Annotated in this window: 9 protein-coding genes; all 9 read right to left on the minus strand. The window is 42.4% G+C overall.

All coding sequences use genetic code 11. From position 1 onward, the window contains the following. Window positions 1-196: 196 nt before the first annotated feature. The 9 genes from M3180_RS17950 to M3180_RS17990 all read right to left on the minus strand — a co-directional run bounded on the left by M3180_RS17950 (window position 197) and on the right by M3180_RS17990 (window position 15,388). On the minus strand, window positions 197-562 hold the full coding sequence (locus M3180_RS17950; protein ID WP_251670039.1) for a hypothetical protein: 366 nt from the start codon (window positions 560-562) through the stop codon (window positions 197-199). A gap of 470 nt (window positions 563-1,032) precedes the next feature. After that, window positions 1,033-1,755, minus strand: coding sequence for a response regulator (locus tag M3180_RS17955; protein WP_251670192.1), 723 nt, complete (start codon window positions 1,753-1,755; stop codon window positions 1,033-1,035). Window positions 1,756-1,779: 24 nt separating this feature from the next. Continuing rightward, window positions 1,780-2,919 (minus strand): sensor histidine kinase, encoded by a 1,140-nt coding sequence (locus M3180_RS17960; RefSeq protein WP_340834591.1) that lies wholly within the window; start codon window positions 2,917-2,919, stop codon window positions 1,780-1,782. A gap of 70 nt (window positions 2,920-2,989) precedes the next feature. Next, window positions 2,990-5,683 (minus strand): stalk domain-containing protein, encoded by a 2,694-nt coding sequence (locus M3180_RS17965; RefSeq protein ID WP_251670041.1) that lies wholly within the window; start codon window positions 5,681-5,683, stop codon window positions 2,990-2,992. A gap of 224 nt (window positions 5,684-5,907) precedes the next feature. Then, entirely contained in the window at window positions 5,908-10,329 is a 4,422-nt protein-coding gene (locus M3180_RS17970; protein WP_251670043.1) for an Ig-like domain-containing protein, read from the minus strand. 172 nt (window positions 10,330-10,501) lie between these two features. Continuing rightward, window positions 10,502-11,704 carry a methionine adenosyltransferase gene (gene metK / locus M3180_RS17975; protein ID WP_251670045.1) on the minus strand — a complete coding sequence of 401 codons (1,203 nt, stop codon included), beginning with the start codon at window positions 11,702-11,704 and terminating at the stop codon, window positions 10,502-10,504. Between the two features lie 187 nt (window positions 11,705-11,891). Continuing rightward, window positions 11,892-12,158 (minus strand): alpha/beta-type small acid-soluble spore protein, encoded by a 267-nt coding sequence (locus M3180_RS17980; RefSeq protein ID WP_251670047.1) that lies wholly within the window; start codon window positions 12,156-12,158, stop codon window positions 11,892-11,894. Between the two features lie 218 nt (window positions 12,159-12,376). After that, a complete protein-coding gene (locus tag M3180_RS17985; protein WP_251670049.1) occupies window positions 12,377-12,865 on the minus strand; it encodes a hypothetical protein in 489 nt (162 codons plus the stop codon). 60 nt (window positions 12,866-12,925) lie between these two features. Continuing rightward, window positions 12,926-15,388 carry a hypothetical protein gene (locus tag M3180_RS17990; RefSeq protein ID WP_251670051.1) on the minus strand — a complete coding sequence of 821 codons (2,463 nt, stop codon included), beginning with the start codon at window positions 15,386-15,388 and terminating at the stop codon, window positions 12,926-12,928. Window positions 15,389-15,406: the final 18 nt, after the last annotated feature.

The raw sequence follows: 15,406 nt of genomic DNA on the forward strand, positions 1-15,406 counted from the left end.
CGGAGATTTGCCGCTGGCTTCCTTCAGATTCCACCTCGCGATGGACACCCTTGCCTTAAGCTATGGCTACTACTGCCTTCACCATTCGGGACTTGAACCCTAGAGATAGCGCCCATGCTGGGCACACCGCAAAAAGCACACGAACCGTTATAGACGATTCGTGTGCTTCACGACTTTATAATGCTATGAGTATAAATCAAAATGGTAGCTTGCACAAGTCCTGCTCCTTCGCAAGATCTACAACAATTGCATGTGGCGGTGCTTCAGCTTCAGCTTGCTGCTCAATATGGATTGGGAAACATACACTGCTCCAGCGTTCAGCCATATAGCTGAGCTCATAGCTTGGATAGGAAGGAACGATCGTAACATGAACTTGAATTCCCATCCATCTAGAAAATGATTGCATCGAGCGTATAATCCACTCCATCTCATCCTTTGGCTCTTCCGCTAACAAGACATAATGCTTTTCTACCTGATGATGCCGACACATCCGATAATACAAATGAACAGCAGCCGCTGCAAGCACATAGCATCCAATAACAAAAAGTAGAAGACTTATCATCGTCGTAACCTCCTCTTTGCATATTGTATGCACTACCAAACTATGCGGTCACCTAAGAAAGCCCTTTCTGAAAAGGATGTTCAAAAAGCCGAACTTTTTGAACCTGCATTTAAAGACCAAAAATGGCTATGTCGTATTTTATTCAGTCAATACAGTTAACATAACCATCTTTTATGTGCGCAGTAAAATCTACGATATTATTCAGTTTCGTTTATTCAATATGTGTTCAAAAAGTCCAACTTTCAGTGCTACTTCGTGATCAAAGCTGAGCTTTTTGAACTTCCGAGTTAAATATGTGTTCAAAAAGTTCAGTTTTCAGCACCGAGAAGTTTGAATAAAGCTAGAGCTAGAGAAGCGCAGCGTACGTTATTGGTACGTGAGCATCGGAAAGCTCGGCTGAATTCAAAATTCGACGTCGGATCCACTTCCATTAATACTTCGTGATCAAAGCTGAGCTTTTTGAACTTCCTCTAAAGTGTTACCCAGCCAAATTTGATGGAGTTAATAACAGCCTGCGTCCGATCATCCACTTCCATCTTCTGCAGTATGCTGCTGACATGGTTCTTAACGGTTTTCTCACTAATAAACAAATGCTCGCCAATCATTTTGTTGCTTTTTCCTTCTGCCATTAGACGCAATACCTCGGCCTCACGGCGAGTTAATGGACTTTCTTCTAGCGGAATGTATGTGGCACCAATATCAATGGTTTGATTCGTAGCCACACCAATCTCATCTAGATACGTCATGCGACGTAGCTGGTTAATTAGCTTGCCTGTTACCTTAGGATGAATATAAGAATATCCTTGCGATACTGCACGGATCGCATTAATGAGCGATTCTGCACCCATATCCTTTAGCAGATAGCCTGTAGCCCCCTTGCGCAGCGACTCAAACACATAGCTCTCATCATCATGTATCGATAGAATAATAACCTTTACTGCAGGAAATAAATCGCGCAATCGTTCAGTCGTTACTACGCCTGTCTCGATTGGCATGTTAATATCCATCAGCACAATATCAGGTAGCGTATGATTACAGAACTCTAGCACTTGAATGCCATCACCGCACTCGCCAATGACTTCAAGATCACTCTCCATATTCAAAATACGCTTCAACCCTTCACGAAACAGCTGATGATCATCAGCGAGTAAGATTTTAATTGGTTCTGCACTTACTCCGTTTCCTTCTTGCATACTCATCAACACTTTTCCCCTTTCCTAGCTACTTTTCAATGGTATTTGGATTTTAATTCCAGTTCCTTTATAAGGCTCCGATTGAATATCAATCGTTCCCTCGAGCAGATCAACGCGCTCGTACATTCCGATAATCCCGTAATGTGCCTGATCGTCATTGTCGGGCTTACGCTTAAAGCCCTTTCCATTATCGTTCACAGATATTTGCAGCTTATCGTTCATGTAGCTTAATACAATGGAGACTCTAGAAGCCTCCGCATGCTTATGAACGTTGGACAACGCTTCCTGTAGTAATCGATAAATGGCTGCTTCCATAGAGGAGCTTAATCGAATTTCTTTCCCAGTAACCTCGAACAGCGTATGAATCTTTGTCTTATCTTCAAAATCCTGCGCCAGCTTACGCAGTGTTGGAATTAGACCCAGATCATCCAGTGCCATCGGTCTTAGGTTGAATATCACTTTTCTGATTTCCTCTAACCCAGATCGTACCTGCCCTTTAAGATCTCCTAATTCCATTTGAATAAGATCATAATCTTGCTTTGCAGCCATCCGCTCGGCAATCTCTGTGCGTAGCACAAGATTAGCTAATGTCTGCGCAGGTCCATCATGAATCTCTCTTGCTATACGTTTACGCTCCTCTTCCTGTGCCAAAATAATTTTAAGACCTAGCAGCTGACGATTTTTGGCGGATTCCAAGATGCGCGTTACATTATCCAAATCACCGGATAAATACTCTAGTACAACATTCATTTGCGAGGCAATACTTTCAGCACGCTCGATGTTTTTCTCCACATTTCGTATACGTAATTGAAGATCATCTCTACGCAGCTTTAAGTGCTTTTCTTGTTCTCTTGAAGTCGCAAGCTGAAGCTGGATTAAGGTCGCTTTCTCATAAGCTCGCTTAATATCCAGCTCCCCATAGCGTGTAAAATCGCGACTTACTTCCGTAAGGCGAATCCTAGCATATCGGTATTCCATCTCAAGCTTATCTACTTGCTCGATCACTTGAATGGTTTGCTGCAGCACTTGCTCGAGTTCTTTTTCTAAGGCTGACCGCTCGCTGCGAGCTGATTCACACACCTCATATATTTGATATTTACTGTCTTCCATTACACGTATCGCATTTGTAAATATGCGATTAATATCGAGGGAGAGAGGATCCACCTAAACCAGGACTCCTTTACATAAATTGCTTTCACAATTATACCATAACTAGTATGAGAACGATATTTTGTTACTGTATCGTTATGCTGCGCTCTGCATGGTTATATGTCACCTTGTAGCCTAGCTTTTCTGAGAATAAGCGAACAGGGATCATCGTTCTACCTTGAGACACGTATGGTTCAACCTCTGCCTCATAGCGTTTGCCGTTAAGAATGTATTTCTTATCATTCAGCTTCATTTCGAACATATTGCTTCCGCTTAGAACAGTAACGCGCTTTGCAGAGTTTTTATATCTGACCTGAGCACCGAGCTGCTCCGTAATGAAACGTACAGGTAGATACGTATATTTATCCTTCAATGTTGGAGCAACCTCCAGCTGTACCGCCTTGCCGTTTACGAAAGCTTGCTTGCTATCCAGTGTCAACTTTATAACATTCGAGCTCGATGCGGTTGAGTTTGGATTCTGTCCGTATTGAACGATATTATCGATCGTAATGCTTCCTGTCGGAGCAACACCGGCTTTTGTCGAATCAACCGTAACGACATAGATGCGTCTCAGCTTCAGTGCACCCTTCATCTGACTGCTGTCTACATCAACTTTTATATTTTTCCATCCTGTCCAATTCACGGACTTCGCCAAATCTACATAATGGATCTTATTGTCTTCATCTATTAATTCAGCACGCAGCCAGTTGTTGCTGCCATCGCCGAGGATATCCAAAGATATTCCGTTTAAGCCGGCCATCAATGTGCGTCCTGCTGTTCCTAGCTTCGCGTAGGATGCCTTCGTGCCTGTGCCTGCAGTGAAATCATAGCTGATCTGCAGTGCTTTGTCCTTACTATCGGATGAAGCACCCGCTACAAGCTTCGCGCTTCCTTTCGTTGTGTCTGCCGGTGTAACTTCACTCGTAATGCTGTAGCCGACATTGTTAAAGCTTTCTACCGTAGAGGTGGACATCTCATTCGTAAATGGAATCATGGCAGCGACATCTCCATAGCGAGCAATCGCATAGCCATTTTTAGCTCCATTGGTTACAGCATTCACTTTAATCGTACCGTCTTTAAATGTACCATCAAAGCCTACAAATTCCCATGTTAAATGATTTCCACTAAGCGTATATTGATCTCCATTGTTCAAGGTCGCCTTAAGTGAGACTGGAACAGTCGCTCCAGCTGATAGCACACCTACCCCTGACATGGACACGAGTGACTTCAATTGATCACTGCCGACAACCTCAACCTTCATCGATGCGGAAGCAGACCCAGACTTCGCTGTTACGGTCGCTGTACCAGCTGATTTCGCTGTAAATACATCTCCTGCAAATGCTCCTGCGCCGCCTTCACTAGACCATGAAGGCGTTCCAGCTATCTCGATCGGATTATAATGCGTGTCGTAACCTCTTAGATTAAAGGTAGCGGTTTGGCCAATAAGCATTTTTTGCGAGCCTGTTACAATGAGTCCTTTCAATGAGCTCTGTGGCGCAGATGTGAACACACCAATGCCATTAGCCACCGCACGCATGGAGCTCTCTTGTGTCGCATGAGCAAGCGAAAGCGAGGTATAGCCCAGCTTGCGCTCTACCATCGTCGTAGAGCCGCCTCCATCTAGATTAACAGCCTTATGAGCACCTAGCTTCACCATAACTGTCTGCAGCTCTCTTAAGCTTAGACCAGTATTTGAGCCGGATCGTTCGGCTGTCACCATATACACCTTCTTGCCGTCTGCGGAATAACCAATCGCTGTACGAGAGGTGTAGGAGCTTCCGCTCACTCCTGTAATATCACGTGAAAAGCTTGAAGCTTTGCCGTTTTCAACGAGCAGGGTATGTCCGCTTACCATCATGTCAAAGCTGCTAGGATCTATCTTTTTCTTCGTTGTCTGTGAGATCAAGCTATACTCTGCGTTGATCGTGTCTCCAACGGATAGGCCAAGCAGGAAGTTTGCTGCATCCTTATGACCGCGCAGTACGTACCCATTCTCAGGAATGGAAGAAGTAATGGTGCCGTTTTGGACGATCTCCTGTACGACATTGTCTACGACAAGCACTTCTGTTGGTGTCGTACCTGAGCTTGCTGGTCTTTCCTTGCCGCCCCATGCACTTGTATAAATAAATAAACGATTATAATGGCTATAAGCTTCACCCGTAACGTCCGAGCTGTAGGTGGATTGATTAATGCCTGAAAGTGGAAAGCTTGTTCCGCTCGATGCCGTTACAACACCTTCAAATACATAAGAATCGATCGAAGGTTTTTTATCCGCAGTTATGCCAAATGCATACATCCCTTTTAACAACGATGGGCTAACAAGCATGTCTCCGGATACAATATGCGAGCCAAGCGGCGCACCTTCTCTGAACATATTAAACACATCGCCATTAATCGCTGCAATTGCGCCAGAGTTCGTAGCCATCGTCATCATATTCGTTCTTGTACCGACTTCACCGTTCTTCCCGTTAATCGCTTGCAGGGAGATGTATGGATTAGACAAGTCTACTTCCAGCACATGAACGCCAGTAGAGATTTGCTTGCTCCCTCGCGTCGTTGTAAATGTGTAATCTTTGCGTATAACGCCAGAAGAAATAATGCTTTCCCCATTCACCGTTAGCTTTGGCTGCTGAGCAGTAGCAGCGTAAGCACGATCGCTAAGGCCAGTCACTGAAACTGGCAGCAATGACTGGATTGGTGCAACAATCAATGCACCGGAAATAAGTAGAATCATTGTCTTTTTATTCGTAAATAGCTTCTTTATCGTGTAGCGTTGCATCTATTAGTCTCTCTCCTATCTCTTTACTTTATTATATTAGACTACAAGAGAAGATAGAAAGTTGCCCGCGACTGGTAATTTATTTCATAGATTAGAATCTATTAATGTTCGAATGATACGACAGCTTTAAAACCATCTAATCTAAGCAAGAATTGCCAATAAATATAATAACAGCGGCTCTACCGTTACGGGTAGAGCCGCTGTTTTCTATATGCTGTGTACGATTACTTTTGTAAATAATTTGCACGCTCGAGCACACGTTGGATCATAATGATTCCTTGTACACGCTCAGCATTACTCTTAGGTGATAGAGCCGTTGTTGATGTACCAGAGATAATGCCAATTTCGATAGCTTGCGCAAGACCAGTTCTTGCATAGGAGCTCACGGATGATTTGTCCTTGAAGCCGCTAAGTACACTATCAGCTGTGGCATTCAGCTTCGTATCAAGACCAACGGCATTGGCCATGCGAATCATCATAAGTGCCATATCCTGTCTAGTGATGTAGCTGTTCGGTTCAAAGGATGTCGCTGATACACCTGAGACAAGGCCAGCTTCAACAGCAGCACCGATATAGCCGCCCATGACCGAATTGCTGTTCACATCCTTGAATTTTTTCGCTGCATCCTTGTTGGCGCTTAGACCTAATCCACGAACAATATACGTAGCGAACTCACCGCGTGTAATATTTGTTTTTGGATTAAAGTTCGTTGCACTGTGACCTTCCGCTATAAATTTACGTGTCATCAATGAGATCGAGCTAAGACCCCAATGCTTAGATGAATCGCTATATAGCTTGTTGTTGGAGACAATGGCGTAGGCACTGTTGCCTGGACGCTTAAACGTTATCGTTGTCGTGTTGCCTGATTTACTAAACGTTGTTGGTACGTAAGAGATCTGACCAACGACCTCATCATAGAACACGGCTGTCGTGTTATTGTTCGTAATGGAACGCGTCGTGTTCACCGTACGTGTAAGATTACCCGTTATTTTCGCAGGTTGAGATTGCGAACCGTTTACGATAAGTGCGTCGTAATAATACGGTCCTTCCAGCAGCGTAGCACCGCTGCGGTTAATTGCCGTAACGAGTGAGGATGTCGCTGGTGTATCTCCTTCTTCAAGCACAACCTTCAAATAGTTAGAAACAGAGCTTCCTCCAAGTGCTCTTGCAGCCGCGTTGACGTCAATAGAGCTTACTGGAAGCAAGTACGTTTTGTCACCATGCTTCACAACTAATGTAAAGTCGCCTTTTCTTGCGGCATACTCCAGTGCAGAGATCGAATACGCAACAATCGCTGCGCGCTCTGATGTCGGCACCTCGAAGATTAGCTGTGACTCCGTAAGCTTTGCATCCGATAACGTTGAGATCGCCGTTGTAAGCTTTTCTGTTGCGATCGTATATCGATTAACAGTATATCCGCCTGGTGAGATGTCACTGCTTGTTGTACTTGCTGATGTTTTAATAATAATACCGTTCGCATGGGACGCATAGTCGTTCGACAGAGCATCAAGCACGGTTGTTTGGTTCGCAACGTTCAGGTCGGTAAAGCCATTGACCGCTATGCCTGCAGAGCTGCGAAGCGAGCTATTCGTATTAAAGTAAGATACCTTTACTGTTTCGCCGACTTTCGCTGCGCTATTCAGCTTCAATGTCACCTGCGATCCATTGATCGTTATATTAGAGATTACTCTTACATTTTCTGATATTCGAACAAGGAAATTAGTCTCGCTTGGCACAGAGCCTGCATCCAATGCACCAGAGAAATTAATCGTTATGGTATCTCCCTTAATCACTGCCCCTTGTACGGATACGGTTGTTTTGTCACTGCCTCCATCGGTTGTACCGTTCGTTGCCTTCACACTAGAGAATGAAGCTGCAGCATTGTTGCTATTATCATGCAGTGTTGATCCCGTACCGTAGTAAGTAACGTATACCGTATCTGCTGCAGCTGGCGTTGAAGAAAGTGTCAGCACAACGGTATCCGTCGTCAGATCAACAGAACGAACCGAAGTCGTACGGCCGTTGACAAGCACGGAATATTGGTAAGTACCTGGCTTGGTGCTAGAGTTCAACGTTTTGTTGTATTTCAAGAACAGCTTATCAGCGACTACTGATATCGTTTGTAGCGTAGGTGGTCCCGCTACTTCACCGCCACCGCTGTTGTTTGTCGTTCCTACAGTGTGCGAGAATGACGCAACCTTATTGTTAGATAAGCCGCTTATCGGATATAGCCCTTGAACATAGTTAACGATAACTGTAGAGTTCGAAGCGATCGATTGATTCATCGTAAATACAAGACTATTATTCGATTGAGATAGTCGCTGAATCGTAACAGCTCGCCCATTAGCCGTAACGACAAACTGTGTATACGCTAAGGAGTTAAGCGTGTCGAGCGTTTCGCTGAAGGTTAACGTAATTGTGCTTCCACTATAGCTGCTGGATGTGACAACTGGATTCGCTTCTGTGAATCCATTCGTAGCTACTCGATTAGCAAAATCCGGTGCTTCGTTGCCTGTCAGATCCTGAATCTGTCCAGTTCTGCCCTTACTGTAGGACACGAGTACCTGCTGATTGTTGGTCACACTCGATGACAAGGTAAGGAATACGACGTTTCCTTCCACTTTTACACTGTTAATATTGCGCGCATTACCTGCAACCGTAACATAATAGCTAGCAGGTGAAGGATTCAATGTTTCCTTCAGTAGCTCATTATAGACGATACGAATCGTATTACCGCTTACCTCTGTTTTTATGATTGAAGGTGGCGTTGTATCTCCACCTAGTGTTTTGAATTTCCATTGATACTGATTTTTAATACCTACAAAATAATTGCCGCTTTGATCGACGATAGAGTTTGGCTCAATATGAATATAATAATCTGTGTTAGGATCAAGCGCACTTGCAGGTGTTAGATTGACAACCTTGCTGTCCTTTGGATCGACCGTAAGAACCGCTGTCACATCCGTTGATCGACTTGAAACGCTATAGATCGTTGCCCCGCTGCTATGTTGATTCACCTGTACAGGCTTATCAAATGTCAGCTTAAACTTCTCATTTGTCGTTGCTACCGTAGTACTTAAGTTAGACGGTGACAAGGCAGTAAGCTGTGGTCCTGTACCTGTTTGCTGTGATGAGACCACAAAGCTATAGTTCTTTCCCGTAATACCTGAGAACGCATTTCCTGCAACGTCAACTAACGCCTGATTTGAAATCGTTACATAGTAACGCGTATTAATAGCAAACGATTTTGCAGCTTCGCCGCCCTTAGCACTATGTGGATCAATCGTTAATTGATTGCTTCCACCACCAGTAATTCGAGCGGATGTTATATCGATGGAACGATAGATAGCATTAGAATTGTACTCTCTAATTTCGAGCGTACCATTTTTAGCGTAAACCGGCTCGGAGAAGGTAAGAATAATATTCTCATTCACACCTACATTATTGCTACCGCTGGCAGGTGAATACGTTGTAATTACCGGCGGTACTGTATCAGTAGCGTGGCCTGTCTGGAATCGCCAATCAGTTGCATTAGACATCCCATAATAAATATCATTTACTCTGCCTGTAGCGTAAAAAGCACCTGGCTCAACCGTTATGTAATAGTTCGTATTCGGTTCTAGATCAACCAGTGGATCAATCGTAACCTTTGAACCAGCGATGCTAATACGTGGGCTGTTAGCGAGCTCGTTAAATACGATATCATTGTTCGCTACTTTACGTATCATGACACGTTTGCTTGAGCTTGCACTAACGATTTTGTCAAAGCTTAACGTTAAGTTATCCGATACCGCTACACCTGACGCGTTGTTGGTAGGAGTAGTGGATCGAAGCTCTACTGGACTTTTATCTGTGTTTAGCTGCCAGATGTTTCCAGCATAATTGTTGCCTGCTGCATCCACAATCGCACCGTGTGGAATGCTAACCGTATACTGTGTTGATGGCTGAAGTACTTGATTCGGTGTAATCGTAATCGTTCTTGTACCGCTGCCCACAATTTCTTGTGATGATACGGCAATTGAGCGATTGTCTGTTGTACTGCTTAGCGTAATGAAACCACTCGCTGCATATACGGGTTCGCTAAACGTGAAGGACAGTGACCCTGTAATTGGTAGCTTCACATTACAGCTGCCATACAAGGGGCATAGCGCTGAGCTTTGTGATTGAAGGGTTGGATGTACATTATCCACGATCGCGCTAGTTTTCATATTCCACTCAGATGGAGAACTAATGCCAGCAAATACTGCACCGTTCGATGAGTTAGCAACCGCACCACCCTCAACCAACACATAATATTCTGTGTCTAGATCCAACTGGATATGATTTGCATTTATTGTCAGCACATTGCTAGAAACTGAAACATAGGGTGAGTTCATAGTAAATGCTTGAATTTCTGCATTATCTGCATAGCGATAAATCGTTATTTTTTTGTTAAGATCATGCTTTACAATATTTTCATCAAATGTGATCTTAAATATTGGTCGTACTGCAACATTCATTGCGTTATCCGCTGGACTTAAGCTGACGACGACTGGTCCCAAAGTAGCCGCAGCTGCTTCCTTCTGTACCAAGCTCGCAGGAAGCGCTATTTGTAATAACATAATAATTGCAATGATCAAAGATAGTTTTTGTTTTCCCCGCATCATTCACACTCCTCAAATTACACTCGTACCATATTTGTCGGTTTTTTCGTCTTCAAAATGAAGGGTCTTAAGTCACAAAACGATGTGCATGCTCCTTTCCAAAACAAATAAGCCAGACTCTGCATCTAATCACATTAGACGTAAAATCTGACTTAAAAGTTTCTAACTTATGGGATTAAAGACCTGCGTCTTGCTTCAAAATTTCAGCTTTATCTACGCGCTCCCACGGTAGATCGATATCTGTACGGCCAAAATGTCCGTAAGCCGCCGTTTGAGAGTAAATAGGACGACGAAGATCAAGCATTTTAATGATTCCTGCAGGACGAAGATCAAAGTTTTTACGAATGATCTCAACTAGCTTCTCGTCAGCAACATGACCAGTACCATACGTATCTACGTTGATGGATACAGGCTGTGCAACACCGATCGCATAAGCCAATTGAATTTCACATTTATCCGCTAGACCAGCAGCAACGATATTTTTAGCTACGTAGCGAGCAGCATATGCAGCGGAACGGTCAACCTTCGTTGGATCCTTACCGGAGAATGCTCCACCGCCATGACGTGCATAACCGCCATACGTGTCTACAATAATTTTACGGCCTGTTAGACCAGCATCACCTTGTGGTCCACCAATAACAAAGCGGCCAGTTGGGTTAATGAAATATTTTGTTTGCTCATCAAGCCACTCTTGAGGTACAACTGGCTTAATAACATGCTCCATAATATCAGATTGAATTTGAGCAAGAGTAATCTCTTCAGCATGCTGAGTGGAAACAACGATCGTGTCTACACGAACCGGCTTGCCATCTTCATACTCAATCGTAACTTGTGTTTTACCGTCCGGACGTAAGTAATCTAATTTACCGTTTTTACGTACTTCAGACAGACGACGGGCGATACGGTGTGATAGCGCGATTGGAAGCGGCATAAGCTCAGGCGTCTCATTCGTTGCGAAGCCGAACATTAAACCTTGGTCACCAGCACCAATGTCCTCATTCTCTTGATTAACATCTTTACCATCACGAGACTCTAGCGCTGCATTAACCCCTTGAGCAATGTCAGCAGACTGCTCATTCAGTGACGTCAATACTGCACAGGTGCTGTAGTCAAAGCCATACTTTGCACGTGTGTAACCGATCTCCTTAATTGTACGACGAGCAATTGCTGAAATATCAATATAATCAGCCTTACTCGTAATCTCCCCAATAACAAGCACTAAGCCTGTCGCAACAGAAACCTCACATGCAACACGCGCATTAGGATCGGCTTCCAAAAATGCATCTAGAACCGCATCAGAAATTTGGTCACAAATTTTATCGGGATGACCTTCTGTTACTGATTCTGATGTGAATAAGTGGCGTCCTTTTACCGACATCCGTATCAACCTCCCATAGCTTATATATATAAGAATAACCTTATACACAAAAAATGAACCTTTTCCCGTAGGAAAAGGTTGATTACAACACTTCTAAGATAGAATAATACAGAAAATCAAGCTTCGTGTCAATGCAAGTCAAATTCCCAGTTATTATGCAGAATCTTAGATTACGTTGCGGCAAAACCTAGATTCGACCTAACACTTGCTCTGCTTGCTGTATGAGACGTTTCGTAATGGAACCACCAATATATCCTACATTTCTTGTCGATACAGTTGCCCAGTCAATCGAGCCTTTAACAGGAGTCGCTGCTGCCCCTAATTCATCAGCGAATTCTGAATTAAGATCTTGAGCCGGTGCGGCATATAATCCCAGCTCCGCTGCTAGCTCATACTTCATCGCTTCAAGCGCAGCCTTCGCCTCTGGAACAACGACTTGATTTCGTCTGCTCATCGTCAATTCCTCCTTTTATCATATAGAAGATGATTACAAACATAGTATGGCTGTGAGCCACGGTTATACGCTGATGAAGTTTTGACAAGCTTGGCTAATCTTTGCTCTTTATCCAATTGAGTTACATACGCGAATATTTTTAGACCGGTCAAAAGAAAAAAGGCTGCTCATATGGTCAGTTCATCGACCTAGAGCAGCCTTTCAATCATCATATAAAATTATTCTAAAGTATAAGTGCCTTTAACTAAAACAATTAATGATGTTTTTGAATCTGAAGAAGCTTGAATACCACGACCCTCACGAGGGAACCATATTAGATGATTGGCAGGTACAGGTGAACCTTTTTTAATATCAACACCAGCCGTTACATCCGATATACCGTTAGCATCTGAGCTGTATGCGATAGCTTTTCCTCCGCGAACGACAGCTTCACTACCAGCATTCACCATTAACGTTTTACCAACAGGAACGGTTACAACCTCTAGTGCTTGACTTGCCGAAGATGAACCACCTCCAGAAGCACCACTGCCGCCTAGCTTAGCGATCTGCTCATCGACATAGCTTTTCGTAACGACAGGATCATTAACGGTTCCTGGTGTCACTGAGCTCGTTCCAACCGTCAATGCATTACCGAGTACGACTCCCGTAATGATGCCGATCGCTAGAATCGATGCAGCGCCTAGCTTTTTGAACGACAATTGTTTCATACGTCCGTTCATCTCCTCTCTCTAGTAATTTGACATTTATACTGCTGAATCAACAACTACTTATTTAACAATTTCATTAAAGGTTAATTGTTTAGTAGCAATTAATCGCTTATGTCCCTTATACACGTCGTAAATATTTAACGTATATTGATTAATGAATCGATTACGTAGAAGATCATTCGTGTACATAAACTTCATCTCTTTGTTCTTTCCTAGCAGCAAGTTAGAATCCGTTGTTTCTGTAGCTTCTGTTTTGTCCTTGTTAATCGTAAATTCCTTAGAGAACGAAATAGCAGGTACATTAGGATCTACAAATTCTACTAGAATGCTGTGCTCATCGGAATATGCAGACGCATTTTCTCTGATCTCAACATCATATTCAAAGGACAGCTCGATAGAGTCAGCAATGAATCCGTCTGAAATCGCTGGTACTGCAGTAATATATCTCAAGCTTACATCATACTGGCTAAACGGAAGCTTCTCAAAGCTATTCGTTGGCTGTCTATCCGTGAAGACATGTCTTGTATATACAGGATTCAGTACAGCTTCAATCTCAGTTTCTGCTAATGCTAGAGATTCCCCAAAGTAAAACTCTAGTTGCTCTTGCTCGAAGTTCTTTGGAATTACAGCCCACGCACTTAATACAAGCTTACCACTTGGCAATAAGCGTTGTTCATATTTTGCAAAGTTGAGATCTATGATTTCATCATCTTTATTAGTAATATAACCTTTTAATTCACCTGGCACAATGGTTCTACGCTCTTTGTTGGTATATTCCAATTCAGCATAGAATAGGTTTGTCTGGCCGCCTTCATACATGTATGAATTTAATAGTTTAACATCCGCACGTTTACCAGCAGAATCAATTTCATACTTTTGATTACTTGCTAATAATTGAGCATTTCTCAAATTATCTACTGTGAATGTATGAACGTCGGATTCCTTCTCGTTATCTATCATCTTAAAACCTAGCTTATTCACTGTTTGTGTATACGGAATTTGCGTATAGACTAACATACGATAAGACTGGTTAGGTGATAGTGCAAGGATAGGATCTACATTATAAACCTTCGTCATTGTAGCTGGTAATGCAACACCATCCAAAACAAACTGTCCAGAAAGATCTAATTTTGATTTAGCTGTACTGCTCGTATTCGTCACTTTGAACTCAGCAACTACTAAATCCATTAAATCATTCGGTGTACGCTGAGAAGATATCTGTTCAATCTTTAATCCTTCATATGTTGTTGAAGCTGTTGGATTAGTTGTAGGTCCAGTAGACGCCCCTAGAGCTAATTTAAAATTAGCTAAAAAGTTTCTATAGCTGTCCTTTTCTTGCATCACAACAATTTGGCTATTGGATAGCGATTTGCTGTCAGGAATCAATCCAACTAACGAAATCTCTTTCTTGATATTCGGCAGTAGATTTCCAGCTTCCTCTTCTTTAGCTAGATTTAATGGGTACAAGTAGCCTTCTTTCGTTTTTAGGTAGTATTTAACGTCAGGAATAGCTACTGGAAAAGTACTTTTGTTTTCAAGTGTAATTTTAGTTTCTAATTCGGTCTTGTTATTATTCGTTTTAACTGTACTTTTGTCCGATTGGAAGGCAATCGAAGTGTCGTTAATACGAACGATTTTAGCTGTATTGATATCTACAGCAGGTGTATCCACTAAATTCAACAATTGAATAGAAAACTTAGGTATTCCAAATTCGCCCTCGCTCGGATCTATGTATCCATTAATAATTAGCTCCTTCGAAAGTGCTTCAACTGGAATGGAAACGCCAAGTGTAAGACTCTTACGCTCGTTACCTTTAAGCGTTAACGTTTCATAGGATGGTGTAATCGTGTACGATTTTCCACCAACGGATGCCTGAAATTTTAGATTATCAAGATTAATGGATTTTGAAGATAAGTTACGAATGGCCATATCAAAATTGATGTAACCATACTCCTGATCTCTGTACATAATATAATTACTAATTAATACATTAAGCTTGTTACTATCAATTAATATTTCCTTAGATCTTTTATATGGAGTGATTTTATAATCTTTTGCACTTAATGTTCCTATCACTCTTTCGTAGCTACTTACGCTAAAGTCCCATTTAATGATGTTAATTTGAAAATCATTCAAACTAGCTGATGCCTCAGCATTTGTATAATACGTTAAATATGTAGTTCCTTTAGAAGGTACAATTTGTTTTGTCTTATCCGCTTCGATTAACTTCGTAACATAAGACTTATTACTTTTCCCTTTAATTCTTGCCCAATAATCAATAAGAGGCAGGCTTGAGGACGAATTATTCTTAAATTCCAAAGTAAAAGCAAAAATCTGCCCTGTTTCGTTCTTCATACTTTCCACATCATATAGACTGACAGATATATCAGAAGCAACCTTTACTGATTGATTCGACAGTCCGTCAGCCTTTACATTAGGTATACAAAGCAGCATTAACGTTAAGCTAAGTATTAATATCAATGATTTCCTCGAAAAAATCTCTTTGTACAATTGATAAACCATTATTTCCCCTCCTAACAT

The organism is Paenibacillus camelliae (assembly GCF_023715345.1).
GTDB classification, from domain to species: domain Bacteria; phylum Bacillota; class Bacilli; order Paenibacillales; family Paenibacillaceae; genus Pristimantibacillus; species Pristimantibacillus camelliae.